29 protein-coding genes are annotated in these 25,990 nt (G+C 45.1%); 11 read left to right on the forward strand and 18 right to left on the reverse strand.

Annotation, left to right across the window (positions count from 1 at the left end; genetic code table 11):
* Positions 1-4: 4 nt before the first annotated feature.
* Together ZX61_RS03560 and ZX61_RS03565 are read left to right on the forward strand one after the other, a co-directional pair.
* Entirely contained in the window at positions 5-904 is a 900-nt protein-coding gene (locus ZX61_RS03560) for an ABC transporter permease (protein ID WP_049843327.1), read from the forward strand.
* A complete protein-coding gene (locus ZX61_RS03565; RefSeq protein ID WP_049843328.1) occupies positions 897-2,126 on the forward strand; it encodes a quaternary amine ABC transporter ATP-binding protein in 1,230 nt (409 codons plus the stop codon). The genes ZX61_RS03560 and ZX61_RS03565 overlap by 8 nt, the downstream gene beginning before the upstream one ends.
* Positions 2,127-2,184: 58 nt before the next feature.
* Here the strand turns inward: ZX61_RS03565 and ZX61_RS03570 are convergent, their stop codons facing one another.
* Positions 2,185-2,508 carry a hypothetical protein gene (locus ZX61_RS03570; protein ID WP_049843329.1) on the reverse strand — a complete coding sequence of 108 codons (324 nt, stop codon included), beginning with the start codon at positions 2,506-2,508 and terminating at the stop codon, positions 2,185-2,187.
* Positions 2,509-2,614: 106 nt separating this feature from the next.
* A complete protein-coding gene (gene aroG, locus ZX61_RS03575; RefSeq protein WP_049843330.1) occupies positions 2,615-3,670 on the reverse strand; it encodes a 3-deoxy-7-phosphoheptulonate synthase AroG in 1,056 nt (351 codons plus the stop codon).
* A 305-nt stretch (positions 3,671-3,975) separates the two neighbouring features.
* On the opposite strand from aroG, the gene ZX61_RS03580 reads away from it, so the two are divergent.
* From ZX61_RS03580 to ZX61_RS03595, 4 genes are read left to right on the forward strand one after another with little or no spacing between them, the layout of a single operon-like run.
* Positions 3,976-4,692 (forward strand): amino acid ABC transporter ATP-binding protein, encoded by a 717-nt coding sequence (locus tag ZX61_RS03580; protein WP_049843331.1) that lies wholly within the window; start codon positions 3,976-3,978, stop codon positions 4,690-4,692.
* 2 nt (positions 4,693-4,694) lie between these two features.
* A complete protein-coding gene (locus ZX61_RS03585; protein ID WP_049843332.1) occupies positions 4,695-5,489 on the forward strand; it encodes an amino acid ABC transporter permease in 795 nt (264 codons plus the stop codon).
* Positions 5,490-5,500: 11 nt separating this feature from the next.
* Complete coding sequence (locus tag ZX61_RS03590; protein ID WP_049843333.1) at positions 5,501-6,340, forward strand: transporter substrate-binding domain-containing protein; 840 nt, start codon at positions 5,501-5,503, stop codon at positions 6,338-6,340.
* 53 nt (positions 6,341-6,393) lie between these two features.
* Positions 6,394-7,305 (forward strand): amino acid ABC transporter permease, encoded by a 912-nt coding sequence (locus ZX61_RS03595; protein WP_049843334.1) that lies wholly within the window; start codon positions 6,394-6,396, stop codon positions 7,303-7,305.
* A 7-nt stretch (positions 7,306-7,312) separates the two neighbouring features.
* On the opposite strand, the gene ZX61_RS03600 is transcribed toward ZX61_RS03595, so the two are convergent.
* The 5 genes from ZX61_RS03600 to ZX61_RS03620 all read right to left on the reverse strand — a co-directional run bounded on the left by ZX61_RS03600 (position 7,313) and on the right by ZX61_RS03620 (position 11,054).
* The gene (locus tag ZX61_RS03600) at positions 7,313-7,732 is read right to left on the reverse strand and encodes a hypothetical protein (RefSeq protein ID WP_049843335.1); all 420 of its coding nucleotides are present in this window, start codon (positions 7,730-7,732) and stop codon (positions 7,313-7,315) included.
* An 89-nt stretch (positions 7,733-7,821) separates the two neighbouring features.
* Positions 7,822-8,718, reverse strand: coding sequence for a heme o synthase (cyoE, locus tag ZX61_RS03605; RefSeq protein WP_049843336.1), 897 nt, complete (start codon positions 8,716-8,718; stop codon positions 7,822-7,824).
* Entirely contained in the window at positions 8,711-9,751 is a 1,041-nt protein-coding gene (locus ZX61_RS03610) for a COX15/CtaA family protein (RefSeq protein ID WP_049843337.1), read from the reverse strand. The genes cyoE and ZX61_RS03610 overlap by 8 nt, the downstream gene beginning before the upstream one ends.
* Positions 9,752-9,769: 18 nt before the next feature.
* A complete protein-coding gene (locus ZX61_RS03615; RefSeq protein WP_049843338.1) occupies positions 9,770-10,312 on the reverse strand; it encodes a hypothetical protein in 543 nt (180 codons plus the stop codon).
* Positions 10,305-11,054, reverse strand: a complete 750-nt coding sequence (locus tag ZX61_RS03620; RefSeq protein ID WP_327196955.1) for an SURF1 family protein — start codon at positions 11,052-11,054, stop codon at positions 10,305-10,307. Before ZX61_RS03620 ends, ZX61_RS03615 begins: the two co-directional genes overlap by 8 nt.
* Here ZX61_RS03620 and ZX61_RS03625 point away from each other — a divergent pair.
* Positions 11,044-11,292: a DUF2909 family protein gene (locus tag ZX61_RS03625; RefSeq protein ID WP_049843339.1), complete on the forward strand. Its 249-nt coding sequence runs from the start codon at positions 11,044-11,046 to the stop codon at positions 11,290-11,292. The two genes, ZX61_RS03620 and ZX61_RS03625, sit on opposite strands and share 11 nt — an antisense overlap.
* Positions 11,293-11,309: 17 nt before the next feature.
* On the opposite strand, the gene ZX61_RS03630 is transcribed toward ZX61_RS03625, so the two are convergent.
* From ZX61_RS03630 to coxB, 4 genes are read right to left on the reverse strand one after another with little or no spacing between them, the layout of a single operon-like run.
* Entirely contained in the window at positions 11,310-12,194 is an 885-nt protein-coding gene (locus ZX61_RS03630) for a cytochrome c oxidase subunit 3 (RefSeq protein ID WP_049843340.1), read from the reverse strand.
* Positions 12,191-12,790, reverse strand: coding sequence for a cytochrome c oxidase assembly protein (locus ZX61_RS03635; RefSeq protein ID WP_049843341.1), 600 nt, complete (start codon positions 12,788-12,790; stop codon positions 12,191-12,193). Before ZX61_RS03635 ends, ZX61_RS03630 begins: the two co-directional genes overlap by 4 nt.
* A 10-nt stretch (positions 12,791-12,800) precedes the next feature.
* Positions 12,801-14,471 carry a cytochrome c oxidase subunit I gene (ctaD, locus tag ZX61_RS03640; RefSeq protein WP_049843342.1) on the reverse strand — a complete coding sequence of 557 codons (1,671 nt, stop codon included), beginning with the start codon at positions 14,469-14,471 and terminating at the stop codon, positions 12,801-12,803.
* A complete protein-coding gene (gene coxB, locus ZX61_RS03645) occupies positions 14,468-15,592 on the reverse strand; it encodes a cytochrome c oxidase subunit II (protein ID WP_443083316.1) in 1,125 nt (374 codons plus the stop codon). Before coxB ends, ctaD begins: the two co-directional genes overlap by 4 nt.
* Before the next feature lie 363 nt (positions 15,593-15,955).
* On the opposite strand from coxB, the gene ZX61_RS03650 reads away from it, so the two are divergent.
* Positions 15,956-17,662 carry a phospho-sugar mutase gene (locus ZX61_RS03650; RefSeq protein WP_049843344.1) on the forward strand — a complete coding sequence of 569 codons (1,707 nt, stop codon included), beginning with the start codon at positions 15,956-15,958 and terminating at the stop codon, positions 17,660-17,662.
* Positions 17,663-17,718: 56 nt separating this feature from the next.
* Here ZX61_RS03650 and ZX61_RS03655 read toward each other — a convergent pair whose 3' ends face one another.
* From ZX61_RS03655 to ZX61_RS03680, 6 genes are all read right to left on the reverse strand, one after another.
* The gene (locus ZX61_RS03655) at positions 17,719-18,417 is read right to left on the reverse strand and encodes a DsbA family protein (protein ID WP_049843345.1); all 699 of its coding nucleotides are present in this window, start codon (positions 18,415-18,417) and stop codon (positions 17,719-17,721) included.
* A 9-nt stretch (positions 18,418-18,426) separates the two neighbouring features.
* Positions 18,427-18,927: a protein disulfide oxidoreductase gene (locus ZX61_RS03660; RefSeq protein ID WP_049843346.1), complete on the reverse strand. Its 501-nt coding sequence runs from the start codon at positions 18,925-18,927 to the stop codon at positions 18,427-18,429.
* Positions 18,927-21,035 carry a protein-disulfide reductase DsbD family protein gene (locus ZX61_RS03665; RefSeq protein ID WP_049843347.1) on the reverse strand — a complete coding sequence of 703 codons (2,109 nt, stop codon included), beginning with the start codon at positions 21,033-21,035 and terminating at the stop codon, positions 18,927-18,929. Before ZX61_RS03665 ends, ZX61_RS03660 begins: the two co-directional genes overlap by 1 nt.
* A gap of 126 nt (positions 21,036-21,161) precedes the next feature.
* On the reverse strand, positions 21,162-21,527 hold the full coding sequence (locus ZX61_RS03670) for a hypothetical protein (protein WP_049843348.1): 366 nt from the start codon (positions 21,525-21,527) through the stop codon (positions 21,162-21,164).
* An 83-nt stretch (positions 21,528-21,610) separates the two neighbouring features.
* Positions 21,611-22,030: a GNAT family N-acetyltransferase gene (locus tag ZX61_RS03675; RefSeq protein WP_049843349.1), complete on the reverse strand. Its 420-nt coding sequence runs from the start codon at positions 22,028-22,030 to the stop codon at positions 21,611-21,613.
* Positions 22,031-22,260: 230 nt separating this feature from the next.
* The gene (locus tag ZX61_RS03680) at positions 22,261-22,893 is read right to left on the reverse strand and encodes a LysE family translocator (RefSeq protein WP_049843350.1); all 633 of its coding nucleotides are present in this window, start codon (positions 22,891-22,893) and stop codon (positions 22,261-22,263) included.
* Positions 22,894-23,114: 221 nt separating this feature from the next.
* On the opposite strand from ZX61_RS03680, the gene ZX61_RS03685 reads away from it, so the two are divergent.
* The 3 genes from ZX61_RS03685 to ZX61_RS03695 all read left to right on the forward strand — a co-directional run bounded on the left by ZX61_RS03685 (position 23,115) and on the right by ZX61_RS03695 (position 25,052).
* Positions 23,115-23,939, forward strand: a complete 825-nt coding sequence (locus tag ZX61_RS03685) for an AraC family transcriptional regulator (RefSeq protein ID WP_049843351.1) — start codon at positions 23,115-23,117, stop codon at positions 23,937-23,939.
* Between the two features lie 88 nt (positions 23,940-24,027).
* Entirely contained in the window at positions 24,028-24,747 is a 720-nt protein-coding gene (locus ZX61_RS03690) for an AzlC family ABC transporter permease (RefSeq protein ID WP_049843352.1), read from the forward strand.
* Positions 24,744-25,052, forward strand: coding sequence for an AzlD domain-containing protein (locus ZX61_RS03695; protein WP_049843353.1), 309 nt, complete (start codon positions 24,744-24,746; stop codon positions 25,050-25,052). The genes ZX61_RS03690 and ZX61_RS03695 overlap by 4 nt, the downstream gene beginning before the upstream one ends.
* A 179-nt stretch (positions 25,053-25,231) precedes the next feature.
* Here ZX61_RS03695 and ZX61_RS03700 read toward each other — a convergent pair whose 3' ends face one another.
* Entirely contained in the window at positions 25,232-25,846 is a 615-nt protein-coding gene (locus tag ZX61_RS03700; protein ID WP_049843354.1) for a fumarylacetoacetate hydrolase family protein, read from the reverse strand.
* Positions 25,847-25,990: the final 144 nt, after the last annotated feature.

A 25,990-nucleotide genomic window follows, 5' to 3' on the forward strand; every position in this document is an offset into this window, starting at 1 on the left:
ATTGATGTCAAATGAAAGCTGGTTCAACAGCTTCCCTGAAATGGAGCGCTCAGATCTAAGAGCAATCCGCAAAACGCTTGATGGCGCATATCGAGAATTCTCCCGCGAGTATGGCGACCTAATCGAATCTTTCTTCGACCCACTTTTATCTTTTTTAATCTGGTTTGAAAAACTTCTTATTTCAACGCCCTGGATGATCGTTCTCGCGGTTTGTACTGGTCTTGTTTATACCGCTAGCCGTTCTTGGAGATTAGCCGTTGGTTGTTTTGTCTCATTAATACTGATCGGCTACTTCGGAATGTGGGAAGACACAATGCGTACCTTGAGCATTATCACTGTCTGTACCATGCTGTCCATCGTGCTAGGAATTCCAATTGGTATTGCTATGGCTCGATCTAATCGTGTTCAATCGATAGTCACTCCAATGCTCGATGTAATGCAAACCATGCCAGCCTTCGTTTACTTAATTCCGGTCGTGATGCTGCTTGGTATTGGTAAAATCCCAGGTCTTATCGCAGTTGTCATTTACGCTATTCCACCGGTTATTCGCCTTACCAATCTCGGCATCCGCTTAGTAGACAAAGAAGTATTAGAGGCTTCCACAGCCTTTGGAGCCAGCGCCAAACAACGCTTGTTTGGTGTCCAGCTTCCCCTTGCAATGCCAACTATCATGGCAGGTATCAACCAAACCATCATGATGGCACTGTCTATGGTCGTGATCGCCTCAATGATTGGCGTAAAAGGACTCGGTCAGCCCGTTTTAAAATCGATTACTAACCAATATTTCACCCTCGGCCTACTCAACGGCTTTGCGATCGTTGCTCTCGCAATCCTATTTGATCGTGCATCCCAAGCCTACGCAAAACGTACACAAGCTCATTTAGGAGATCTAAGGCATGACTAAACCACTTATAGAGATCAGTGGCTTATATAAGGTTTTTGGTCAAAAGCCTAAGTCAGTGATGGAGCGTGTAAAGCAAGGGGAAAGTAAAGACAAAGTACTAGCTGAAACCGGGCATACGGTTGGCTTGAAAGAGATTAACCTGCAAATCAACCAAGGCGAAATATTTGTCATTATGGGGCTATCTGGCTCAGGAAAATCAACCTTGATTCGCCACTTCAATCGCCTTATTGATCCCACTGAAGGTCAGATTCTGGTTGAAGGTACCGATGTGATGCAACTTAGCCAAACAGAGCTTGAAGAGTTTCGTCGTCACAAAATGTCGATGGTATTCCAACGCTTTGGCCTACTACCCCACCGAACTGTGGTTGATAACGTTGCCTACGGATTAGAGATTCAACGAGTCGAAAAATCTCAACGGCTACAAAAGGCGAACCAGTGGCTTGATACAGTAGGATTAAAAGGTTATGAGAACCAGTACCCGTCTCAGCTTTCAGGTGGCCAACAGCAGCGTGTCGGCTTAGCTCGCGCTCTGTGTACAGATGCTGAAATACTATTAATGGATGAGGCATTTTCGGCCCTCGATCCATTAATCCGCAGCGAAATGCAGGATCAGTTAATCGAGCTACAAGAGAAGCTACACAAAACCATTATCTTCATTACCCACGACCTAGATGAAGCACTTCGATTGGGTGATAGAATCGCTATTCTCAAAGATGGTGAATTGGTGCAGCAAGGGACACCTGATGAAATCTTACTTCACCCTGCCGACGATTACGTAGAGGCATTCGTCAAAGATGTAAACCGAGCCCGCGCCCTAACCGTTGAAACGGTGATGAATCCACCCGCCTATCGCATAACGGCCAATACAATCCAAGAAGCCATTGCCCAAATGAAAGGCTTTAAACAAGATTATGCTTACCACGTAACAGAAGATGGGTACCAAGGCGTATTAACCAAAGAAGGGCTACTAGACGCGGCGAAAGATACAGCTATAGCAGAAGAAATCAAACAAGAGTTCTACGAAGAAGTTCCGGCGGTTTCTCCAGATGCTGCGATCGAGGAAGTGTTGGTCGATACTATGTCGTGTGACTTTTCACTCCCTGTTGTCGACCAAGATGGCAACTTACAAGGTGAACTTGAACGTAGTGCTGTCGCAGAAATATTCTCTGACAATACTGAGGAGGAAGTCTCTCCTTCCCCAAAGCTAGATAAGGTCTCTTAGACTTCTGAATACAAAAACGCCACTTGCGACACAAGTGGCGTTTTTATAATTCCAATTGTTATGGTTCGTAATTTGGATTCATCAATGAATAACGATACTCTTGGTCAGCTTTACCTTCGACAATCATATGCAGTAAAACAAGCCCTGTCATACTCACCCCACACTTAACATCACATGGTGCGTCGTATTCAAGCTCGACAGGCAGTGATAAGTCCGTCGCTGCTAGCGGTGTAGCCGTGTCCTGATGCTCTACCAACAGCCCTGCATCTTCAGGTTCAGGAAGCGAATACAGAAACAATTCTTGTTGTGTATCGGCAGCAGACACTATCTTCGTCGTCGCCAACCATAAAAGACTCACAAGCGCGAGTTGGTTCAGTTTCATAAATTAGCCAAGTTTACAAATTCCCCTGCATTATAACTCGCAGCTATCAATCAGCAAACAAAAAAGCTCCCGAAGGAGCTTTCAGTAATTGAGTATAAAAGGTCGATTACTTGTTATTACGGCGCGCTTCAACGGCATCTGCGAGTTGACGAAGCACCTTCTCTGTATCATCCCAACCAATACACGCGTCAGTGATTGACTGGCCATAAGTTGGTGCTTGACCATCAACTAGATCTTGGCGACCTTCGACTAGGTGAGATTCAATCATCACACCAAAAATAGCCTGCTCACCACCTGCAAGTTGACCTGCAACATCTTCAGCAACCACCATTTGGCGCTGGTATTGTTTAGAGCTGTTCGCATGACTGAAGTCGATCATCACTTTCTGTGGTAAGCCCGATGCTTCTAGCTCTTGCTTGATAGTGCCAACATGGTCAGCGCTATAGTTTGGCTCTTTGCCGCCACGTAGAATAATATGACAGTCTGGGTTACCCGCGGTTTCGATGATTGCAGAGTGGCCGTATTTCGTTACTGACAAGAAATGGTGCGAAGCACTTGCGCTGCGAATCGCATCCGACGCAATTTTAATGTTGCCATCAGTACCATTTTTAAAGCCAACTGGGCAAGAAATACCAGAGGCAAGTTCACGGTGAACCTGAGATTCCGTCGTACGCGCACCGATTGCGCCCCAGCTAATCAAATCAGCCACATACTGAGGAGTAATCATATCTAGGAATTCACTTGCCGTTGGCATTCCCATGTCAGTTAGGTCTAGAAGCAATTTACGCCCCATGCGTAAGCCGTCATTGATCTTAAAGGTATCGTTTAGGTACGGGTCATTAATAAGCCCTTTCCAACCGACAGTAGTACGCGGTTTTTCAAAGTAGACACGCATAACCACTTCTAGGCGGTCGCCTAGCTCATCACGCAGTACTTTTAAACGCTTGCCGTACTCAATCGCCGCCTCTGGATCGTGAATCGAGCAAGGACCGATGATCACAAGCAAGCGGTCATCTTCGCCTTTTAAGATATTTGAGATGGCTTCACGAGAACGAAACGTAGTCGAAGAAGCAGATTCAGTTGCAGGAAACTTCTCTAAAACCGCAACTGGAGGTAATAACTCTTTGGATTTGTTAATTCGTACATCATCAGTTTGATACATTGCTACTTCTTCCTATTACTCTTGGTTGAACGCATCACCTAAACTATGTGGTGAAAAAACGTTCACGCTTTCTAATTCCTGTTCTGTGTAACTTATCTATCAAAAACCAAGGTTGCAACCACTATTTTAAATAAAAGGCAATATTTCTAACATTTTTACATTTTACACAGACTGTAAAAATTAGATTACACCCTGATAAATAAGGCGCTAGCAGAGTTTTTATACCAGTTTTCTATACCACCAGATGCATTATCAATCTGATATTGATAAGGTATTAGCACAATAACAAAAGCGGCAGATCAGGCATGCACGCCATTGAATTTACGAACGTTAGTAAGTGGTATGGGCAATTCCAAGCACTAAAAAACATAAATCTATGCGTACGAAAAGGGGAGATTTTGGTTGTCTGCGGTCCTTCAGGCTCAGGTAAGTCGACCCTTATCCGAACCATTAATGGACTCGAAGCACTCGAACAAGGGATAATATCCGTATTAGGCAAACGCAACTCAGCATTAAATCCAGGGCAAGTGGGAATGGTGTTCCAACACTTTAATCTATTTCCCCATCTGACTGTGCTTGAAAACTTAACACTTTCACCAATACGCACGCTTAAACTGAGCAAGGAAAACGCCTATCAGCGCGCGCTTCATTTTCTGAAACGGGTGAATATTGAAGAACAGGCCAACAAATACCCGGTGCAGCTTTCTGGCGGACAGCAACAAAGAGTCGCCATTGCCCGCTCTCTATGTATGCAACCAGAAATTCTACTCTTTGATGAGCCTACTTCTGCACTCGATCCAGAGACAATTCAAGAAGTTTTAGATGTCATGACAGACTTAGCGCAAGATGGCATCACGATGATCTGCGTAACGCATGAAATGGGGTTTGCGAAAAAAGTCGCAGACAGAGTGATCTTTATGGATCAAGGGCAAATACTTGAAATGGCAACACCAGAGCAACTCTTTTCTGCCCCAAGTCATCCAAGAACGCAGCAGTTCTTAGCGCAGATCCTGAGTCACTGACAATGAAAAAAGTATTCCAACCCATTCTGTCAGCAGTATTGCAAATCACCTTACTTATCTTAACCCTGTTCTGGTTACTCGATTCTGGAGCCAAAAGTATGGGTTATCAATGGCAGTGGGAGCGCGTTCCCGATTTCATCACTTTTTATGAAGATGGAGAATGGTGGCCTGCTGAGTTAGTCGAAGGGCTGATGGTTACCATCAAAATCTCGGCAATCAGTTTAGGTTTTACGCTAGCGATCGGATTGACTACCGCGCTGCTAAAACTGTCTAACTCTTGGGTTGGTCGAAATCTCGCTACTGTTTACATCGAAGCAATACGCAATACGCCACTGCTGGTGCAGATATATTTGCTCTACTTTGTCTTTGGCCCAGTTATCGGTTTAGATAGGTTTTCCACAGCGGTTCTAGCTCTGTCACTTTTTCAAGGCGCTTATACCGCAGAGATCTTTCGCGGTGGTTTAAATAGCATCCCGAAAGGTCAGTTTGAAGCCTCTAAATCCTTAGGGCTTAACTCATTTTTTACTTACTACGATGTGATCTTACCACAACTGATTCAACGAACACTCCCTCCACTAACCAACGAAGTTGTGTCTCTAATCAAGAACTCTTCCATTGTCAGTGTAATGGCTATCATCGATTTAACTACCGAAGGACGAAACATTGTCTCGGAGACAGCCATGCCATTTGAGATTTGGTTTACAGTGGCAGCTATCTACCTGGCTCTAACACTGACATTGTCAGGGCTCTCTGCTTGGCTAGAACATAAACTCGGCGCAAGTTGGCGCACACATTAAAGGACACTTCAATGATCAACATAGGAAAAAAACTCATTTCAGGGAAAGGTTTTAAGGCAGCCATTACCGCGTTGTTAGGTCTCGCGATTAGCTTACCTAGTTTAGCTTCTGAAACACCGAACTTAGATAAAATTAATGATCGCGGCACTTTACGTGTTGGCATGTCGACCTTCGTTCCTTGGGCAATGCGTAATAAGCAAGGTGAGTTAATTGGTTTTGAAATAGATGTTGCTAAACGTCTTGCCAAAGATTCAGGCTGGCAAGTCGAATTTGTACCAACTGCTTGGGATGGCATTATTCCAGCTCTGCTGGCGAAAAAATTTGATGTCATCATTGGAGGTATGAGTATTACTCCAGAGCGTTCGAAAAGTGTGTTGTTCTCTGCTCCCTACTCCCATTCTGGCGTTCAGGTAGCGGCGAACAAAGAGCTCGCAGACGGATTCTCTGAGTTGAGTGACTTCAACTCTCGCCGAGTAAAAATTGCCGCACGTCGCGGAGCCTTTACTGTACAAGTTGCTCGTGAAACTTTCCCGAAAGCTAAGATTCTTCAATTTGACGATGATGCACAGGCGTTCCAAGAAGTGCTTAACGGCAATGCACATGCAGTGATTGCCTCGAGCCCAAAGCCGGAACACGAAGCGGTTAAAAACAGCGATAAACTCTTTATTCCTTTCACGGAACGTTTGTCTAAAGGCAACGAAGCGTTTGCTGTCCGTTTAGGCGAGGCCGACAAAGAAGCCTTCTTCAACAGCTGGATCCAGGCACGTACGCAAGACGGATGGTTAAAAGAGCGTTATGAATACTGGTTCTCCACACTAGACTGGCAAGATCAGATCGCTTCAGGCCAATAACTTGATCGCCTCTGATTTAGGTAAGTCAGAGGCTCTTACCGTGGAATAAATAAGTGACTAAAAGTAACGCTCTAACCTCAATTTCGCCATCAGTAAGCAGGCCCTCTATCAACAAACTCGATATCGTTTTGTTGCTGCTATTAGCCGGATTCAGCTACTGGATTTACTACCGCTCTTCGGCAGGGGTTAATTATACTTGGCGCTGGCAAGAAGCGTTATCTTTACTTTTTACACCACGCGCAGACGGTTCACTACCCTATTTTTTCCAAGGATTGGTTGCCACTTTAAGATTGAGTGTTTGGGGAATGATATTAGCCCTAAGTTTAGGAACAGCGCTCGGCGTCGCTCGACACTCTAAAATCACTCTATTTGCTGTACCGGCAAATATGTTCGTTCAACTAATTCGAAATATCCCACCTCTGGTGTTTGTCTTCATCTTTTACTTTTTTATCTCTAACCAGCTGATCCCATTGTTGGGTTTAGATAGTGTACTAAGAGAGTATTCTGGAAACATTAACTGGCTACAGTCTGTATTATTTGGTCCTGCCAATTTATGGGAAAACCTACTGTCTGGTGTACTTTGCGTTGGACTACTATCGGCAGCTTATGTCGCTGAAGTGGTGCGTTCTGGTTTATCTGGGATTCCAGAGGGACAATGGGAAGCCGCAGATTCATTAGGTATCTCAGGATGGCCGAAATATCGCTATGTGATTGCTCCACAAGTACTCGCGGTTATCACTCCCGCATTAGCTGGACAAGCTATCTCGCTAGTCAAGGACACTTCGATCGTCTCACTCATCTCTATTCAAGAAATGACGTTCGTCGGCACTGAAATCGCCAACTCTTCAGGTCTGATTTTTGAAATTTGGTTGATTGTCGGACTATGCTATCTTTCGATCTGTTTATCTTTGTCACTTTTCTTTAAAAAGCTGGAAAAGAGGAGCCTAAGACATCTTAATCGATAGCTGAAAATCAAACGGCCTTACTACCCAGGGGAAACTTTAGCTTAAGGAAACTTACGTAAAGCAAAGCACCTAACGTTACACAAAACAGATTAATAGTCAGGTCGAGCACAGAAAACTCACGCAGTGGATTAAACATTTGCAGCAGTTCATCTAAGGAGACCATCACCAGTAAACCTAGCACCCAAGGGGAGAGGATCAGCCGATGGTAATGATAGTAAGAAACGGGTGTCGACCACGCGGCGATAAATCCGAGAGTAGTCGCTACCGTGGCATGCAATACCCAAGCGCCCCCTAAGATAGACTCAAGTGCTCGTATCGCGTCACCATGAAAATCAAATGATTTTGCCATCGATGCGCCACCGCCCATAGCCATTAGGCTAAAAAGAACAATCAATCTTTTACTAAAAAGCTGCTCGAACAAGTACATAAAAGCCTACTACTGAGGAAAACAAAACGCTCAGTAGACTAGCTGAAGTTTATTGCAGAAAAAAGCGCATCTTGGCGTCGTCTTAATATTTAGACAGTTATGTAATGATCCACCAGCAGCAACAGGAACAAAAACATTAAGTGATAGATAGAAAATTTGAACGTTTCAATCGCTGATTTCTCATCTGGGTTGAACTTGAGTTTCCATGCATGTCCAATAAAACCTAAGCTTAGAACTGTCGACCCAACCCAATATAATATGCCTGCCATACCCACTATAGCAGGTAACAAACACACTAAAGCAAGTAGCACTGTATAGAGCAAAATGGACGTTTTAGTGTATTCAATACCGTGAGTAACGGGCAACATTGGAATATCCGCTTTCGCGTAGTCATCTTTGCGGTGGATCGCTAATGCCCAAAAGTGCGGTGGTGTCCAGATGAAGATAATCATCACTAACAGCCAACCATTGGCGTGCATCTCTCCAGTCACGGCTGTCCAGCCTAATAGTGGTGGCATGGCACCCGCTATTCCTGCAATCACAATGTTCTGCGGTGTCGCACGCTTTAAGTACATAGTGTACACTACTGCATAGCCAAGTAAGCTCGCAAACGTTAACCATGCCGTTAAAGCATTCACACCGATATAAAGAACGGCGAAACCCAACACCCCGATCGCAACCGCGAAAGCAAATACATGGCTAGACTTGATTTCTCCTGAGGGTAGCGGCCTTTTGTAAGTTCGAGCCATAATCGCGTCTATGCGCTGGTCTATCAGATGATTAAATGCCGCCGCCGAACCTGCCATCAATCCAATGCCTAAAAGCCCAAGCACTGTACCTTGTACAGGCAATGCGCCAGGAACCGCAAGACACATTCCGACTACCGCGGTCAGTAACATCAGAGCAACGACTTTAGGCTTAGTCAATGCCAAGTAGCTACGCCATAGTGCTCTCTCTTGAGCAGTAACAGATAGTGTTTTACTCATGCGCACTCTCCTTATTAATCAGAGCAGAATCCATTGCAGACTGATGACTGGTTTGCCAAATTAGATAGTTGGTTCGTAATACGATCAAAAGCAACAAAGCAGCCCCTAGATTGTGTGCCACCGCGATAACCAAAGGTAAGCTCAATAATACGTTACCTATGCCGAGTGCAATTTGAATAGCCAGCATCAGCAATAACCCTTTCGCTACTTTGGTGTAAGCATGTTTTTTCTCCGCGAACAGCATAAATACTAATGCCGAAACAAACAGAGTGACGACAACAGCTCCCACTCGATGCGTAACATGAATTGTCATCCGCGCGCCGTAATCTAACGTGCCAAACTCATAGCTTTCTTGTTTGGGTTGAATCAATTCAAAAGCGCGCCCGAAGTCGAGATAAGAAGTCCAGTTTCCTTCACATATCGGAAGAGTCGTACACATCAACGCAGCATAATTAGAAGATGTCCAACCGCCTAAAGCAATTTGCAGCACCACCACCACAAGCGTCGAAGCAGCTAATAGCTTCAATCTCTGCCTTGCCTTATTGCGATCCTTAACCAAGGGAGTTTGCCTCGCTTCAAGTCCCCAGTGAGTTAGCGCTAGCAAACTGAATAAGGTAAAACCTCCAAGCAAGTGACCCATTACAATGATTGGCATTAACATCATGGTCACTGTCCACATTCCAAGTAAGGCTTGAAATATCACCACGACAGAAATTGCCGAAGCCATCGCGATTGGTATTTGCCCTGTTCTGACACCAATAAAAGTAATGGCAAACACCACTAAACCCAGAGTTCCTGCAAAGTAACGGTGAATCATTTCGAGCCAAGCTTTATTGGCTTCAACGGTAAGAGATGGGTACAGCGATTGAGCCAAAGCGATTTCATGCTGCTCGTTAGGGACAGTTAACTGACCATAGCAACCCGGCCAATCAGGGCACCCGAGTCCTGCATCCGCAAGTCGAGTATATGCGCCGAGCATGACAACAATGAATGTGAGGATAAGACTGAATCTGACAAGGTTTATCAACTTCATATCACGGCTCCTAGCGGGTTAGCCAACGCGAGATAACTTGAGCAGCTTACGCAAATCGGCAAGTAATCCCTTGCTTTGTACAACCAACTCACCTTGTTTGCTCACTTTGGGATAACGCATCACCAACTGGCCTAGCGGATCGACGATCACGAATTCAAATTGGTCAACAACCTGCGAGAAGCCATCATCCACTTTTATCTGAGCGTATTCCGAATTTGCTAATACCTCACTGCTAGGCGTTGAGATGAGCACAGGTTGCACGCGTTGCTGATACTTACCAAGTGCGACATGGCTCTGACCAAGTAAATAGATTTGTTGCTGACAAAACTCATCGCATTGCTCCGGAACAACATAACCAAGCTGCCACTGTGTTTCTTGGTAAGGATTATCGATACCTAACGATTCCAGTGTCGCCATAGGTTCAATAAGTTCGCCCTTGTTGGTCACACCCGATTGATACCAGTGCTGGCTCAATACTGTTTTGGCAATAATGGCAGGTAAAGCAAACATCACCACTAAGCTGACAAAAATGATCCTTCCTCTTAAAACTGGGTTACTCATCTCTTACTCCCTGCTTCAAAGCTCTGACTAGTAAACCGACACTTAACAACGCAAGTACTGCCGCCATGGAAAACCACTGCACTGCATAGCCTAAGTGCTTGTCTGGATTCATTGAGACTGGTTGCCAAGGCTGAATATAAGGCCAAGACTCAACCAACGGCTGCACAACAAAAGGCTCTAACTCGATCTGCCAATGCTGCTCTAACTGAGCAAAATTAAGATTCTGAATTCGACTCATCGTGCCTTGCTCCAAGTGCAAATCCTTACTGAGCGGATTACTCGATTTGCGATAAAGCCTGCCTTCCAGTGCATGCTCACTATTTAACCAATTAACCTGTGGCAGTTGTGAGCGTAAATCAGGCGCTTCAACAAAACCGCGTTCAAGCAGCAGGTGTTGTCCAGATTGTGTTTTCACTAACTGCAGCGCCAAATAACCTACCTTGCCATCAACACTTTGGTTATCCAGTAACAAGTACCTATCAGTCACTGGGGTCGCGCTAAGCACGATTTTTACCCCGGTTGGGTTACCGATTTGTTCCTGAGTCAGATCAGATAAACCAATAGGTGACATTTGCGCTCTCTGTATAACCTTTTGCTCTATTTGGCTTTTCTCATCTGCTCTAGATAATTGCCATAAACCTAAGTTGATCAATATCGAAAAGGCGACCACAGTTATTAGACAAACAACCACAAACCTTGTGGTTTTCAGCGGAGCAAAAAAGGAACCACTCATGGTATTCATATTCAAACTTGTCCTAGTACTGCTGCTACTCTTCATCCTTGTTAACCTCGGTAGAGCGATGTTTGAAATGGTTAAAGGTCCCGAATCGGAAGACGACTCTGATGAAGATTCCCTCCCAGATGACAAACCCATGAGCTTTTATTTAGGTCGCCGCGTTTTCCTTTCTGCACTCGCTATTGTGTTAATGGTGGCCGCCTTATTAAGCGGCCTAATTGAACCTAACGTACGCCCTTACTAGCACTGTTTAGATTAACGTTAAAGCACGTATACAAAGACGAACAAGCATAGCCACACCACATCAACAAAATGCCAATACCAACTACCAGCCTGAAAGGCAAAATGGTCTTTGGGCGTGAAATGATCTTTTGCCACTCTAGCCAGCAATATGATCAAAAATGTGGTGCCCAATAGAACATGCATGCCATGGAACCCGGTTAATAAGAAAAAGGTATTGCCATAAATTCCTGATTGAAGCGTTAAGCCTAAATCTTGATAGGCATGTGCGTACTCAACCCCTTGGTAGTACAAGAAGAAACACGCCAAAACAATTGTGATTTCAAGCCAGACAATCAACGCCATACGCTTATTCTGCTCTAAACTGACATGCGCTAGATGAAGAGTAATCGAAGAAGTGAGCAGGATAATCGTGTTGATTAATGGCAAGCCTTGCCAAGGCATAGCATTGGTCGTGTCTCCACCTGGAGTAGTCGTTAATGGCCATAAAGCCTCAAATGTCGGCCAGATAACCTCATGGGTCATGGCATTGTTACCTGCCCCGCCAAGCCAAGGCACAGAAATCATACGCGCGTAAAAAAGAGCGCCGAAGAAAGCGCCAAAGAACATCACTTCAGAAAAAATAAACCAGCTCATCCCTTGCCTATAAGAACGGGACAACTGAGCAGAATTCTTACCACTCATAGATTCAGTAATAACGTTGCTAAACCAACCCGCGAACATATAGAGCAGAAAGATAAAGCCCGCGAGCAAAATCAGCTTGCCAAAGACACTTCCATCCCCACCTTCAGCCATGTTCTGTACGGTCAAGCCTGCACCGACAGCAATTAAAAACAAAGCAACAGCGCCAACAATCGGCCAGCTACTTTGAGCGGGAACGTAATAGGGTTGATGTTTTGAACTCATTGTGCTGCTCCTTGCAAAATCTCATCGCTTGATGATGAAACGTTAGCTAACTCGGTTGAGGTCGTTTTCTCTGTGATGTCATATAAGGTGTACGACAAAGTCAGGGTATGAATCGAGTCTGGGATATCCGGTTCGATATAGAAAATCAGCGGCATTTCTGCTTTTCCAGCAGCCTGCAAAGGCTGTTGATTAAAACAGAAACATTCAATTTTGTTGAAATAGGTAGCACCTAGCCCCGGAGAGACCGATGGCACAGCTTGGCCGACAATATCTTTAGAAGACAAATTCTTAGCGAAGTAAGCGGTTTGAATCACTTCACCGGGATGCACTTCCATTGAAGTTTGTGCAGGGACAAAAGACCAAGGAATTCCTTGATTATTGTGCGCCATAAACTCTACGCGAATAAGACGTGATGTGTCAGGGACCATACCTTGAGGTTGTAGCGCAGACTCTGTATTGGTTTTTCCGTTGATTCCTAATGTTTCACACATCACGTCATATAAGGGGACAAGAGCAAAACCGAAGCCAAACATGGCGACAACCGCAGCACATAGCTTGAGCGTAAGCTTTCTATTGGATTTCGCTTGCCCGTCCATAGCAGAGTCCCTAGTCCACTTTTGGCGGTGTTGAGAAAGTATGATGAGGTGCAGGACTTGGTACTGTCCATTCCAATCCTTCAGCACGATCCCAAGGTTTCGCCGAGGCCTTTTCACCACCTTTGATGCATTTGATCACCAGCCACAAGAAGATTAACTGTGACAGGCCAAAGGCAAAGCCTCCTATTGAGACAATTTGGTTAACGTCTGCAAATTGAATCGCATAATCGGGGATACGCCTTGGCATACCTGCTAAGCCTAAAAAGTGCATCGGGAAGAAAAGGACATTGACTGAAATGATCGAACACCAGAAATGCCACAAACTCAACTTGTGGTCATACATGTTCCCCGTCCATTTAGGCAACCAATAGTAAGCCGCCGCCATAATCGAGAACACAGCTCCCGAGACCAACACATAGTGGAAATGGGCGACAACAAAATAGGTATCGTGATACTGAAAATCAGCAGGCACAATCGCGAGCATCAACCCAGAGAAGCCGCCAATAGTGAACAAAATAATAAACGCAATCGCGAACAACATCGGCGTTTCAAAAGTCATCGCCCCTCGCCACATGGTTGCCACCCAGTTAAACACCTTAACGCCGGTCGGCACCGCTATCAGCATGGTGCAATACATAAAGAAGAGTTCGGCGAATACCGGCATACCCGTGGTAAACATGTGGTGTGCCCAAACAAGGAAGGACAACAGCGCGATACTGCAGGTTGCGTATACCATTGAGTGATAACCAAACAACTTCTTGCCACTAAAGGCTGGAATAATTGCAGAGACAATACCAAAAGAAGGCAAAATCATTATGTACACTTCAGGGTGACCGAAGAACCAGAAGATATGCTGGAACATCACAGGGTCGCCGCCCCCTGCTGCATCAAAGAACGAGGTTCCAAAGTATTTATCGGTAAGCACCATGGTGACTGCCCCAGCGAGAACTGGCATGACGGCAATCAGTAGGAACGCGGTAATAAGCCAAGTCCAAACAAACATTGGCATTTTGAACCATGTCATTCCCGGTGCACGCATATTGACGATGGTAACGATCACGTTGATTGCCCCCATGATCGAGCTGATCCCCATAATGTGTACCGAGAAAACAAACAATGCAGTACTGTCCGGCCCATACGTCGTCGAAAGTGGCGCATAGAAGGTCCAACCAAAATCAGGACCGCCACCTTCCGTAAACAATGAGGCAATAAGAATGGCAAAAGCGAAAGGGAGAATCCAAAAACTGAGGTTGTTCATCCGTGGCAGAGCCATATCAGGCGCACCAATCATCATTGGGATCATCCAGTTTGCCAGCCCAGTGAAAGCAGGCATCACCGCACCGAATACCATGATCAGACCATGCACGGTAGTCATTTGATTAAAGAACTGAGGCTCTACCAATTGCAGGCCCGGCTGGAAAAGCTCAGCACGAATAATCATCGCCATCGCGCCGCCGATTAAGAACATGCTAAAACTAAACCAAAGGTAAAGCGTTCCTATGTCTTTGTGGTTAGTCGAGTAGAGCCAACGTGTAATCCCTTTAGCTGGCCCATGGTGATCATGGTCATGATCATCAGCGTCGACCGCAATCGTGCTATTGCCGCGGCTGATATCGGCATCAGTAGCTGGCGCTGATTTGGTTTTGTCTTCTACGATCGAATCAGGTTTGGACGTTTTCATTGTCCCTCCTTAGACGCCTTAAGCTGGTTAACATCTGATGCTTGAACTAGATCACCCACACTGTTGCCGAGACCATTTCGTTGGTAGGTCACCACTGCCGCAATCTCTTTATCTGTCAGCTGATTAGAGAATGCTTGCATCGCTGTACCCGAACGACCATTGACCACAATATCAATGTGCGAAGAGACATCACCCGTTGCGACTTTACTGCCAGTAATGGCTGGGAATGCTCCGGGTATCCCAGCACCGTTCGCTTGGTGACAAACTGCGCATCGATCGAGATACACTTTCTCGCCAACACTCATTAGCTCTTCCAGAGACAAAGAGGCGGTGAGTGATGCTGCGGCTTCTTGCTTCGCTTTCTCTAATTCCGCTTTCTTCGCAAGCAGCCACTCGTCGTATTTCTCTTCTTCCATGGCGTGAACAACAATTGGCATGAAGCCATGAGCGCGGCCACATAACTCAGCACATTGACCGCGGTAGACACCCGGTTTGTCTATTCGAGTCCAAGCCTCGTTAATAAATCCTGGGATGGTGTCTTTCTTCACCGCAAAGTCGGGCACCCACCAAGAGTGAATAACGTCATCAGCCGTCATCAAAAAGCGCACTTTACGGTTGATCGGTAGCACCAACGGGTTATCCACTTCCAATAGATAATGCGCACCCTTTTCCTCGATGCCATCAATCGCTTTTTGGCTGGTTGCGAGCAAACTGAAGAACTCAACGTCTTCACCGAAATAGCTATAATGCCACTTCCATTGTGAACCCGTGATTTTGATTGTCAGATCAGATTGAGAAGTATCTTCCATCGCGACCAAGGTTTTGGTTGCGGGAATAGCCATTAAGACGAGGATAATGATCGGAATAACGGTCCAAATCACTTCCACTTTAGTACTTTCATGGAAGTGAGCCGCTACCGCCCCTTTAGATTTGCGGTGGTGATACATGGAGTAGAACATCGCCCCAAAGACCACAGCCGCGATGGCGCAGCAGATGTAGAATATCAGCATATGGAGGTCATAAACCTGCTCACTGATATTGGTGACTCCCTGAGTCATGTTGTAGGCACTTTCTTCTGCTCGTGCAGAAGCAGTGATGCAAATTAACAAAACACTACTCAATCGCCACAGTATCAACTGTAAACTTTTCAAAAGACCTCTCCTCTACCAGAGTCATCAACCGTGATGCGGGTACTTAGTCTTTGCATTGAGCCTACATCTGCAAGAAAGTACCAATCAGCCTTTGGACTTGGAAAATTCCTTATAACCAGTAAATTTCATGTAATTTGTTATATTTATGTTAATAAACGTTAGTTGGCGTTTCTAAATTGTGCAAGAAAGTCCTATTAGAAATGGTGACTAGGCAGAGCATAGAAAGGTTTAGCGATTGCGCTCTCGCAAATGATAATCAATATCAATTAAAATCAGGCTAAATTCAGCAAATAACATAGACTTAAGTTAGGACATGAAGAAGGTAAAAACATCATGATGGAACAAGTGACGCGTTGGTTAGAGAAAGATCCTGACCCACATACAAGAGAAGAGCTTCAACACCTAATCGATGAACAAGCATTTGATGAACTAGACGATCGCTTTAGCCAACGTTTGGAATTTGGTACTGCAGGCCTACGAGGCAAAGTGGGTTGTGGTCCAAACCGAATGAACCGTTTAGTGATTCAAGAAACCGCGACGGGCCTTGGTCACTATCTTGTTGAACAAGTCAAAGATGCAAAAACACGCGGTGTTGTGATTGGTTATGATGGTCGTACAGACTCTAAGCAGTTTGCTCACGATACGGCTTCTGTTCTTACATCTCTTGGGATTAAGGTTTTCCTAACACATGCAGTAGCAGCAACACCAATTGTTGCGTTTGGGGTAAAACACTTTGATGCAGCAGCCGCTGTTGTGGTTACAGCCAGCCACAATCCACCAGAATACAATGGCTTTAAAGTGTACTGGGAAAATGGCGCGCAAATCATCCCGCCACATGATTCAGGCATTGCAAATGAAATTGACATCGCGGCCACTAAACCGATACCACTTATGGCACTAGATGATGCCGAGAAGCATGGTTTACTCGTCTGGCTAAAAGAGGATTACTACGAAACTTACCGCCAGACGATGAATAACAATCCACTCTTGGCTAACCATACTGCGCCTAACGATGTCGCTATCGCATACACCGCTATGCATGGTGTGGGGGCAAACATGGCGCAAACCCTACTCAACGACGCGGGCTTTAACCACTTCTACAGTGTTGCAGAACAAAGTGAACCAGACGGCACTTTCCCTACCGTCAACTTCCCGAACCCAGAAGAAGCTGGGGCAATGGATATGGTCATGGCATTGGCTAAACAACACAACGCAGACATAGCTTGTGCCAATGACCCAGACGCAGACCGATTTGCTGTCGCTGTGCGCAAGCCAGACGGTAACTATCAGATGCTTACTGGTGACCAAGTGGGCACTTTATTTGGTCATTACCTCTTGTCACAAACAGAGGCGAGTAAGCAACTTGTCGGCAATACCATTGTTTCATCCACTTTGTTAAACAAGATAGCCGATGCGCACGATGCCACTTACTTCCAAACACTGACAGGCTTTAAATGGCTAACCAATGTGGCAATGCAAAAGCAAAGCGACGATCAGCAGTTCCTATTTGCCTATGAAGAAGCACTAGGCTACACGGTTGGGAACAAAGTCTGGGATAAGGATGGTCTATCCGCTCTGGTTGCCTTTGCGCAATTGACCGCCGAGCTAAAAAGCCAAGGAAAAACCATTTGGGATCAATTAGAAGCTATCTACCGTCAGCACGGTATGTATCTGAATTCGCAACGCAGTATTGCGCTGGATCCGAAAGCACCACCTGTAGGTGATAAGCTCAGAGCTAATCCTCCGACTATGATTGCGGGTAGTAAAGTGGAAGTGACAGAAGATCTTAAGTCACTCACCAAGTACTTTGCTGATGGTTCAACTCAAACCATCGACCTACCAGCGAGTGACGTACTTATCTATCACCTATCGTGTGGTGCACGAGTTATCGTTCGTCCTTCGGGAACAGAACCGAAATTGAAGTGTTACTACGAAGTGATCGAGAAGTTTGAAGATTCTGATAGCTTTGAACACGTACTTGATAAGGCGTCAGAGTCTATGGGGATGCTGATTTCAGAACACCAACATAGTTTGCTTTAATACATTAAAGAGCTCTATAAATAAAACCCCATACCTAATGGTATGGGGTAGAAAACCTAAAGTTGCTCTTTAACCACTTCCTCAAGTTGCTGATAAGGCACATAACCTGGGATAACTTGTTCACCCATGATAAGTGCTGGCGTACCTCTTAAACCTAAACCAGTAAACATGGCATAGTTGTTTTCTAACTGCGCCTTCACCTCATCACTGACATTCAGATGCTCCGTCGTCCCAGTTTTTTGCGCAATCTTCATTAAAGATGCAGCATTATGTGTGCCCGGTTTTGACACCAATAAATCATGTACTTGCTGATATTTATCACGATCTTTTTGCCAAACGTTAAGCGCGTAAGCGGCCGAGTTCACCGAAGAGCTGCCTTCTTTAAGCGGTACATAGAGATTCACCACTTTGATTTGCGGGTAATCTTTCACGAGCTTATCTAACTCCACGTCTAATTTCTTACAGAATGGGCAGCTGTAGTCGGTCACGTTGATAATCGTGAACTCGCCGTTTTCTGCACCTATAAATGAGTGATTAGGATCGTTAAGGTAATTTTGGCTACTCTCTAGCAGGTGAGTAAACTGCTGTTGCTGCTTGATATACATTCCTAGGCTTTCATGTAATCCATCGACAACCTGCGGGTTTGCCTCTAGCATCTCTACAATCTCAGCAATCTTTTGATCTTGAGGGGCTGCCATTACTGGAGCAGTAAAAAGAACGCTTGTAGCTAGCGCTAACGTTAGTTTATTGAACATAGTAAATTCCTAATTGTTTAACCAAAGACGTGCAAGTAAACCTGGCGGTGTTGTAATGCCAGTTGTGATTGATTCGATTTTGCCGTCTCTGACAATGAATATGGTTGGTGTCACTGAGATACCCCACTGCTTAAACAGCTGAGAGTTCTCGTCGTTGACGTTGGTAAATTGATAACCGTGTTTTTGCCTGAATGCCTCAACACGCAAGTCTGTTCCAGAGGCTCCAGAGATCGCGACCACTGGGTAATATTGACTAACCCGATCAACGGTAGGACTGACAAACTTACATACCGGACACCAAGTTGCCCAAAAATAGATAACGACCGGGGTTTGGTAGCTCATCTCGATCACATCAACTGGGTTTCCCGTTTCATCCACTGTGACTAAATCCGGCGCCATTTCCGTCGGTACATTTTGAGCACGATAGAGATCAATTGCAGTGGTGATCACAATCGCGAATAGCAAATACTTTGATATTTCTTTGAGCCAGTAGAGCGGTCTTATCTTCATTAACCCGCCTCCCCACTCGCTTGCTTAAGTGCTTGTGTGACCGCTTCATCGGTTAATATCACAGGCAGTGGGATGCCTTGAGGCGCATTAGGCCCGTAGACAATATTAAACGGCACACCAAATCTGCCATTGGCTCGAAGATAATCCGTCACTAGCCCATCAGGGTGAGTCCAATCACCTTGGATAAGTGTGACATTCGGATGCTGCAGCGCTGAGTAAACGGGATCTTGCAAGATTACACCAATCTTGTTCGCTTTACAGGTCACACACCAGTCTGCTGTCACGTTAACGAACACAGTATTGCCATTTGTTACTGACTCAGTAATGGCTTCATTTGACAGCCTTACCCACGACAAATCTTCAGGTAAAGGCGTTGACCAATGATCCGCCGTCATACTTCCAATCACTAGCCCGCCAGCAAGCAGCAGTAAAGATGCGCCACCAGAGATGACAAACGCTTTATCGCCATAAACCTTTTTGATGCGCATAAGCACGACGACTAACGCGGTGGCTGCTAAAACAATGACCCAGAACACTGGAAGGTGGTTGGCGAGCAAGTAAAGCAGCCAAACGCTGGTGAGAAGCATCATCGCACCAAACAGCAGCTTCACCTTATTCATCCAAGCTCCCGGCTTAGGCAGGTAAGAGGCAAGCCCAGGGAACAGTGCCACTACAATCCAAGGTAAAGCCATGCCTAGCGCAAGAGCAGTAAAGATGACCAGCATATCCACGGTGCTGGCCGCTAATGCAAATGCAACAGCCGTCCCTAAGAAAGGCGCAGAACATGGCGTCGCAAGTAGTGTGGCAAACATACCTTGCAGATAGTGCCCTGCATAAGAGTCATCCCCTTTTGAGGCAAGCCATGTATTGGTGTTCGACGATAGCCTAATTTCAAACAAACCAAGCATATTGGCACCAAACAGAGCCGTTACTGCCACCATAAAGCCGATAAACCAAGGGCTCTGGAACTGAATACCCCAGCCAATGGCACTACCGGAGAACTTCAAAATCAGCAGAAATGCCGCCAACAACCAGAACGAAGTCACAATGCCTGCTGAAGAAGCAAGAAACTGCAAGCGCACTTTTCGGCGCTCTATACCTTGGGCGCTAATAACGCCGCTCAACTTCATCCCCAACACAGGGAGTACACATGGCATCACGTTGAGTATCAGTCCGCCTAGTAAGGCAAAACCAATCATCTCAACCAAAGAGAAGCTTGGTATTGGTGCAGATACGAGACCTTTTGTCACTTGCGCGGCTTGTTCAGCGATAAAATCCGTGTCCTTGATGGTCACATCGACGGACTGTTCGCTTAGATTGATGTCACCAAGCCATGTCGATACATCAAATACTGCGACAAGTTTTTCTCCCTCAACTTTAAGATGGTTGAGCGTATAACTGTAATCACTGATCGCCTCTACTCGACTATCTACAATAAGTTCGGGTGCATCCCAGCCTAGTGGCTTTATCAAAGTCACTTGAAGCTGATTAGTCGAACTATCCCAAACTGCACTTTGCTCTGAAATCAAAGGGGATGCTTTAGGCACCTGACTGATCGCTTGAGCATGTTGGTACATAGCCTTTTCTGAGACGACCAACTCACTCGGTATAAAGTCCAAGCTAAATGGATAATCGGTCAGTACACAGATGGTGGTACATGAAGATAACGTCAGCTTAGCATCGAGACTCACTGGCTTGTTAAAGTCTTCGACGTGCAGCGTTATTGGGATCAAGGTATCCCCTTTGTAACCAAGGGTGTTGATACCGAGTAGATTAAACTGCTGCGGGTAAGGCCAATGCCAGTCAACGGATTCCAGGTTAGAAGAGCCCTGCCATGAAATACTTGGCGCTATGCCTCCTTCACCGGGTGAGCGCCAATAGGTTTTCCAGTCACCTTCTAAAGCAACTTCGAGAAAACCTTCGACAGTTTTATCTTTGGGGTTTACTTGCCCTGTCACGACAAAGCGAGTTTTTGCAGGAGGATGATCCGGATTAACCATCCACCCCGTCTCGACCTGCGCAAATGCTAAGGTCGAGAAAAGCACACTGCTCAGCATAAGAAAAAAGCTCAGCAGACTAAAAGGTGCAAATCGAGTTTGTTTTATCATTGTTGTGTCCAATTGAAACCAATCTAATAAATAGATACTCAGATACTTATTCTGGTTGGTATATGCCCCTCAATGGGGGAATAACAAATACGAACTATCTCTGGCTAAAGCCAGTAACGAATTTGTTTATTCTCTGAAGACACAGAAAGTGAGATGAAGACGGGATTTGGGAACTATAGGTTCAGTAAACTGAGGAGAAGCTTGTCTGGTTGAGATAAGCCAAGCGACAATCACCAACAGCGCAACAAAGAAAGAAACCACGACGTGATCAAGATTAACCTTGGCACTGCCTAAAAGCTTCTCCGTTAAATCACACTGCTTGCTAATGTCCGTCGATTGATCGGTAACATGAGTGCTATCGGCCAGAGAAGTATACTTGTACTCACACACCGTTAGCATGCCTGAATTTTGCGTAAGACAAATAGCAAACACCCAGCCAATCAGGGCTAGAGTGATTTTTGCAGACTGTGTCGTAGCAAAGTTTTTAAACATACTGTGCGAGTTACTCACGAATTAAAGCCAGAGATTATGACAACCCTAAACGCCAACATTGTTAGTTTAATGTGAGAAGTCTCTTAAACAATTTTCTTTTGTAAGAAAATCTTATCAACGCCCGCGGTTGGAAACCCCGTATAACGTCCAACTTCTTCAAATCCTAATTTGGCATAAAAACCCGGAGCTTGGAAACTGTAGGTATCAAGATATAAGTCTGTAACACCTAATGCTCTTGCTTCAGACTCGATACGTTCCATGAGCAGTGAACCAATACCTAGCTTCCTTTCACGCTCATCCACCCAAAGAAACTCAACAAACAGAGTATTGGTAAATATTTCACCTGTTAGACCACCGGCGAAGTTACCATCATCATCTTCTACGTAACAGGCGAGACTCTGAATGTCCTCATCCGGGAAGTACTGCATATTGAATGCTTTCAAGCCATTGTAGATTACATCTTTAACGTTCTTCGGCGGGTTAAGTACAAACTGAACATTCATTGGCGCTACTTCCTTGTTTCCATATAGATCAAAAAAGGCCAGCACACGCTGACCTTTTATACCAATCTGGATAAGTAGGTGGTCAGATAATTGCGCAGGAAAAATCGCTTAGAGCAAGGCATAGATTGCAGCTAGCTAGTTGACCTACCTACAAAATCTATAACGCAGCTATCAGCGATTTTAACTAGCAAGAATGCCCAGATACTTATTTAGGTTGGTATTAAATGCGGCTAGCTCGCAAATGAGCTTAACATCCAAATCGCTAACACGACAAATATCAACCCCATAAACTTATGCTGATATGTTCTAAATTTAGCGTTTTCGAGTAGCGGCTTACCCAACGTACCCACTAACGCCACCAGCAATAGGTTGAACAAGAGACCTAAGACATTCAGCAATAAGCCCAGTGCTAACATTTGTTCGCCAGAACTTGCGGTAATGTTGCTGGAAACAAATTGAGGCAAAAACATCACAAAGAACACTAAAGCTTTAGGATTAAGCAAGTTACTTACCAGAGCTCGCTGATAAAAAGTTGTCGCGACCTTGTTTGATCCATCCATTTGTGGCGCATCAGCGGCACTTGCTCGAATACAGTCCCAGCCCATTTTTAGTAAGTAAGCACCACCTAACAAGTGCAGCGCTTTTAAGGCAATTGGGCTCATGGCAATCAGTGCAGAAACACCGAGTGCAGCAAGTAGGGTCAGGATAATCCCTGAAGTGGCGTTACCTAAGCTCGCAAAAATGCCTACTTTACGACCGTAGCTCATACTTGAACTGGCGATCAGCAACATATCCGGTCCAGGTAACAGCAGCAGTGCAACAACAGCGGTCAAATAAATCGGCAGCACAGAAATATCAATCATAGTTATAATATTAATAAACCAAAAAACCGCGGCATTTTAGTCCAACACTATCAATTTATCCACCACAAACAATAAACAGCCATTCATAAAAACAGACTAAATGACTTTTATAGTTGTTAATAAAATAAGCATCAACTTGAGCAATTTTGTACAAAAATAACTAAGGCCTATAAGCTAGACTGTCAGATCCGTAAACAAACATTAGAGCGCAAGGAAAGCTTATGGCGAAAGGCAGTAAAGAATCAGCCAGTTTTCATTTAGCCAATGAGCTAGGTGGGCTTGAATTGTTAGATGCGAAATACACGCATCAGAATTTCTCTCGTCATAGCCACGAGGGCTATACCATAGGTGTGATTGAGAAAGGTGCGCAACGTTTTTATCGTACTGGGGGCAACCACATTGCCCCACAAGACAGCATCATTCTAGTGAATGCTGATGAAGTTCATAACGGTCAAACTGCCACTGAGGGTGGATGGGAATACAAAGCCATGTATCCATTACCTAATCAGTTTGCTCAGCTTACAGAAGGCCTCTCACCTGGCTCATCCATCCCATACTTTCCAGAGCCCGTCGTATACGATCCAGAACTCGCTCAGCAACTACGGTTGGTGTTTGACACTTTAGCGCAATCAGACAATAAGCTGCTTAGGGAGACATTGATCTATGGCACCTTAGTCAAACTCGTTTCTCGTCATAGCAAGTCTAAACTCGATTGGGAGCCGAAAACGCGCAGCCAACGCCAGTTGTTGTTAGTTAAAGAGTTTTTGGACGATTTCCCACAAGCAGATGTGAGCCTTGAGGACTTATCCAAGCTGGCGGGACTCAGCCCTTATTATCTCACACGTAGTTTCCAAAAAGAGTTTGGTCTACCGCCACACGCCTATCAGATCCAAGCGCGACTCAGGGTAGCAAAACAACTTCTTCGTCAAGGACTTAAGATTTCAGATGTCGCTCAGGAAACTGGCTTTCATGACCAAAGCCACTTCCATAGACATTTCAAGCGCGCTTTGGGCGTCACACCAAGACAGTTTGTTGGCAAAGGATAAGGCAATACTAGCCAGCAATTTTGTACAAGCCGCTATAGCTTGAGTGTGAGTTAATAAGATCATTATCCATCACATCAAAACAATAACTATGAATACCATGACCTTCGAACACAACATACAACTCAGCCGTTCAAAACTCTTTTGGCAAGGTACCCTAGCGATGGTGCCACTCAGTATTGCGGTTATTCCATGGGGATTACTTGCTGGCTCATTTGCTATTGAGTCTGGACTCACCGTTTTAGAAAGCCAAGCATTGTCGGCGATCCTCTTTGCCGGTTCTGCTCAGCTAGTCGCAACCGGAATGTTTAAAGCTGGCGCAACGCTTGCCACCATGCTACTCGCGGCATTCTTTATTACTTCTAGGCATTTACTATATAGCGTTTCAATGCGAGATAAAGTTAGCCCTTTACCACTGAAGTGGAGACTGTGCCTTGGCTTTCTTTTGACCGATGAATTGTTTGCTATCTGCGGTCAACAATCTGAACAGCAGTTTAATCGCTGGTACGCACTAGGAGCAGGACTGAGTTTTTATCTGTGTTGGAATCTCGCCACACTCGCAGGCATTGTCGCCGGAAGCTACATCCCGGCATTGAATGAGTTAGGATTGGAATTCGCAGTCGCTGCAACTTTTATCGCCATTGTCGCTCCCAATGTAAAATCTTCTCCGGTACTTCTTGCGGTCGTCGTTTCATTGGTCACATCAGTCATTTGCTATGCCCAAGGAGTTGAGTCTGGGTTGATGATTGCCAGTATCGCTGGAATGCTTGCCGGATACGTTGCTGAAACACTAAATAGGGCTAACCAATGATTATGCTTTCTATACTCGCGATGACAGCACTGGTATTTGCAAGTCGATATCTTTTTTTAGAGCCTCGTCTACCGTTAAGGCTCAACTCACAGGCTCAGCGACTGCTGAAATACTCAAGCCCTGCTGTGTTAACCGCAATTTGGGCGCCGATTGTCTTTATGCCAGAACAGAAACTTTGGCTCTCGGCAGGTAACCCTTACTTGGTCGGTGCTTTCATCGCAGCATTTCTAGCATGGAAAACCAAGAATGTTCTATTAACAACCTTGGTCAGTATGGTGGTGTTCTTGTTTCTAAAACTGCTCTAACCAAATAGAGCGGCAATTAGGAACAAAACAATCGCCATTATCGCTATGCACTTGAGAAGTAGACCGACATTGTTGCTTCCACCTTTAGGCGCTTGATTACAACAACCCATAATAAAAACCTCCAATTGAACTCTCAATTGGAGGTTAATCCTTGACCTAGGGGCAGAGTAAAGCGTTAATTATTGAGCAACCCACTCAATCTCTATCAGCGTTTTGTCACCGGACTTTAATCGAGCTAAGAACACATCGTCCGCATGCACTTCACCTACACCTTGTGGGGTACCGGTCATAATGATGTCACCATCGCACAAGGTAGTGTAACTCTTGAGCTCTTCAACAATCACTGCTGGCGAATAAATCATTTGTTTCACCGAGCCTTTTTGAACACGGACACAATTGATAAACAGCTCAATTTCTAACGACTCTATCTCTAAGCCAGCCAAAGGGACAAAACGACTAAACACCGCAGAACCATCAAAGGCTTTAGCGCGCTCCCAAGGTAAACCTTTTTCTTTTAGTTGAGACTGTAGGTCACGCTTGGTCAGATCGAGCCCGACCCCCACCGCAGACAAATTGCCATGCTTAACGATAAAGCAGATTTCGCCTTCGTAGTGGAGTCGTTCTTGATGAAAGGAACTTAGATTAGAGGCAATCGAGGATGGCGGTTTGGAAAACACCACCATTTGCTCAGGAACAGAATTATTCAGCTCTTGGATATGTTCTAAATAGTTACGACCAACACATAGAATCTTGCTTGGCTCAACCACAGCCTCTCCAAGTTTTACTGAACTCATGTCACCATCCCTGACGTTATTTAAGAACCTGACATTCTATGCTAAGTGGCTAATAAAAAAACGGTTTGGTTTCAAAACTAAGAGCTCATACCCAATATTACTGATGTATCATACCAATCGGGATAAATAGATGAACAGATAATT

The organism is Vibrio sp. VPAP30 (assembly GCF_001188205.1).
Lineage (GTDB): Bacteria > Pseudomonadota > Gammaproteobacteria > Enterobacterales > Vibrionaceae > Vibrio > Vibrio bivalvicida.

Excerpts from the sequence above, each read along its gene's own strand:
- ZX61_RS03560 (WP_049843327.1), top strand. The coding sequence starts at position 5 with ATGTCAAATGAAAGCTGGTTCAACAGCTTCCCTGAAATGGAGCGCTCA.
- ZX61_RS03565 (WP_049843328.1), top strand. The coding sequence starts at position 897 with ATGACTAAACCACTTATAGAGATCAGTGGCTTATATAAGGTTTTTGGT.
- ZX61_RS03570 (WP_049843329.1), bottom strand. The coding sequence starts at position 2,508 with ATGAAACTGAACCAACTCGCGCTTGTGAGTCTTTTATGGTTGGCGACG.
- aroG (WP_049843330.1), bottom strand. The coding sequence starts at position 3,670 with ATGTATCAAACTGATGATGTACGAATTAACAAATCCAAAGAGTTATTA.
- ZX61_RS03580 (WP_049843331.1), top strand. The coding sequence starts at position 3,976 with ATGCACGCCATTGAATTTACGAACGTTAGTAAGTGGTATGGGCAATTC.
- ZX61_RS03585 (WP_049843332.1), top strand. The coding sequence starts at position 4,695 with ATGAAAAAAGTATTCCAACCCATTCTGTCAGCAGTATTGCAAATCACC.
- ZX61_RS03590 (WP_049843333.1), top strand. The coding sequence starts at position 5,501 with ATGATCAACATAGGAAAAAAACTCATTTCAGGGAAAGGTTTTAAGGCA.
- ZX61_RS03600 (WP_049843335.1), bottom strand. The coding sequence starts at position 7,732 with ATGTACTTGTTCGAGCAGCTTTTTAGTAAAAGATTGATTGTTCTTTTT.
- cyoE (WP_049843336.1), bottom strand. The coding sequence starts at position 8,718 with ATGAGTAAAACACTATCTGTTACTGCTCAAGAGAGAGCACTATGGCGT.
- ZX61_RS03610 (WP_049843337.1), bottom strand. The coding sequence starts at position 9,751 with ATGAAGTTGATAAACCTTGTCAGATTCAGTCTTATCCTCACATTCATT.
- ZX61_RS03615 (WP_049843338.1), bottom strand. The coding sequence starts at position 10,312 with ATGAGTAACCCAGTTTTAAGAGGAAGGATCATTTTTGTCAGCTTAGTG.
- ZX61_RS03625 (WP_049843339.1), top strand. The coding sequence starts at position 11,044 with ATGGTATTCATATTCAAACTTGTCCTAGTACTGCTGCTACTCTTCATC.
- ZX61_RS03620 (WP_327196955.1), bottom strand. The coding sequence starts at position 11,054 with ATGAATACCATGAGTGGTTCCTTTTTTGCTCCGCTGAAAACCACAAGG.
- ZX61_RS03630 (WP_049843340.1), bottom strand. The coding sequence starts at position 12,194 with ATGAGTTCAAAACATCAACCCTATTACGTTCCCGCTCAAAGTAGCTGG.
- ZX61_RS03635 (WP_049843341.1), bottom strand. The coding sequence starts at position 12,790 with ATGGACGGGCAAGCGAAATCCAATAGAAAGCTTACGCTCAAGCTATGT.
- ctaD (WP_049843342.1), bottom strand. The coding sequence starts at position 14,471 with ATGAAAACGTCCAAACCTGATTCGATCGTAGAAGACAAAACCAAATCA.
- ZX61_RS03650 (WP_049843344.1), top strand. The coding sequence starts at position 15,956 with ATGATGGAACAAGTGACGCGTTGGTTAGAGAAAGATCCTGACCCACAT.
- ZX61_RS03655 (WP_049843345.1), bottom strand. The coding sequence starts at position 18,417 with ATGTTCAATAAACTAACGTTAGCGCTAGCTACAAGCGTTCTTTTTACT.
- ZX61_RS03660 (WP_049843346.1), bottom strand. The coding sequence starts at position 18,927 with ATGAAGATAAGACCGCTCTACTGGCTCAAAGAAATATCAAAGTATTTG.
- ZX61_RS03665 (WP_049843347.1), bottom strand. The coding sequence starts at position 21,035 with ATGATAAAACAAACTCGATTTGCACCTTTTAGTCTGCTGAGCTTTTTT.
- ZX61_RS03670 (WP_049843348.1), bottom strand. The coding sequence starts at position 21,527 with ATGTTTAAAAACTTTGCTACGACACAGTCTGCAAAAATCACTCTAGCC.
- ZX61_RS03675 (WP_049843349.1), bottom strand. The coding sequence starts at position 22,030 with ATGAATGTTCAGTTTGTACTTAACCCGCCGAAGAACGTTAAAGATGTA.
- ZX61_RS03680 (WP_049843350.1), bottom strand. The coding sequence starts at position 22,893 with ATGATTGATATTTCTGTGCTGCCGATTTATTTGACCGCTGTTGTTGCA.
- ZX61_RS03685 (WP_049843351.1), top strand. The coding sequence starts at position 23,115 with ATGGCGAAAGGCAGTAAAGAATCAGCCAGTTTTCATTTAGCCAATGAG.
- ZX61_RS03690 (WP_049843352.1), top strand. The coding sequence starts at position 24,028 with ATGAATACCATGACCTTCGAACACAACATACAACTCAGCCGTTCAAAA.
- ZX61_RS03695 (WP_049843353.1), top strand. The coding sequence starts at position 24,744 with ATGATTATGCTTTCTATACTCGCGATGACAGCACTGGTATTTGCAAGT.
- ZX61_RS03700 (WP_049843354.1), bottom strand. The coding sequence starts at position 25,846 with ATGAGTTCAGTAAAACTTGGAGAGGCTGTGGTTGAGCCAAGCAAGATT.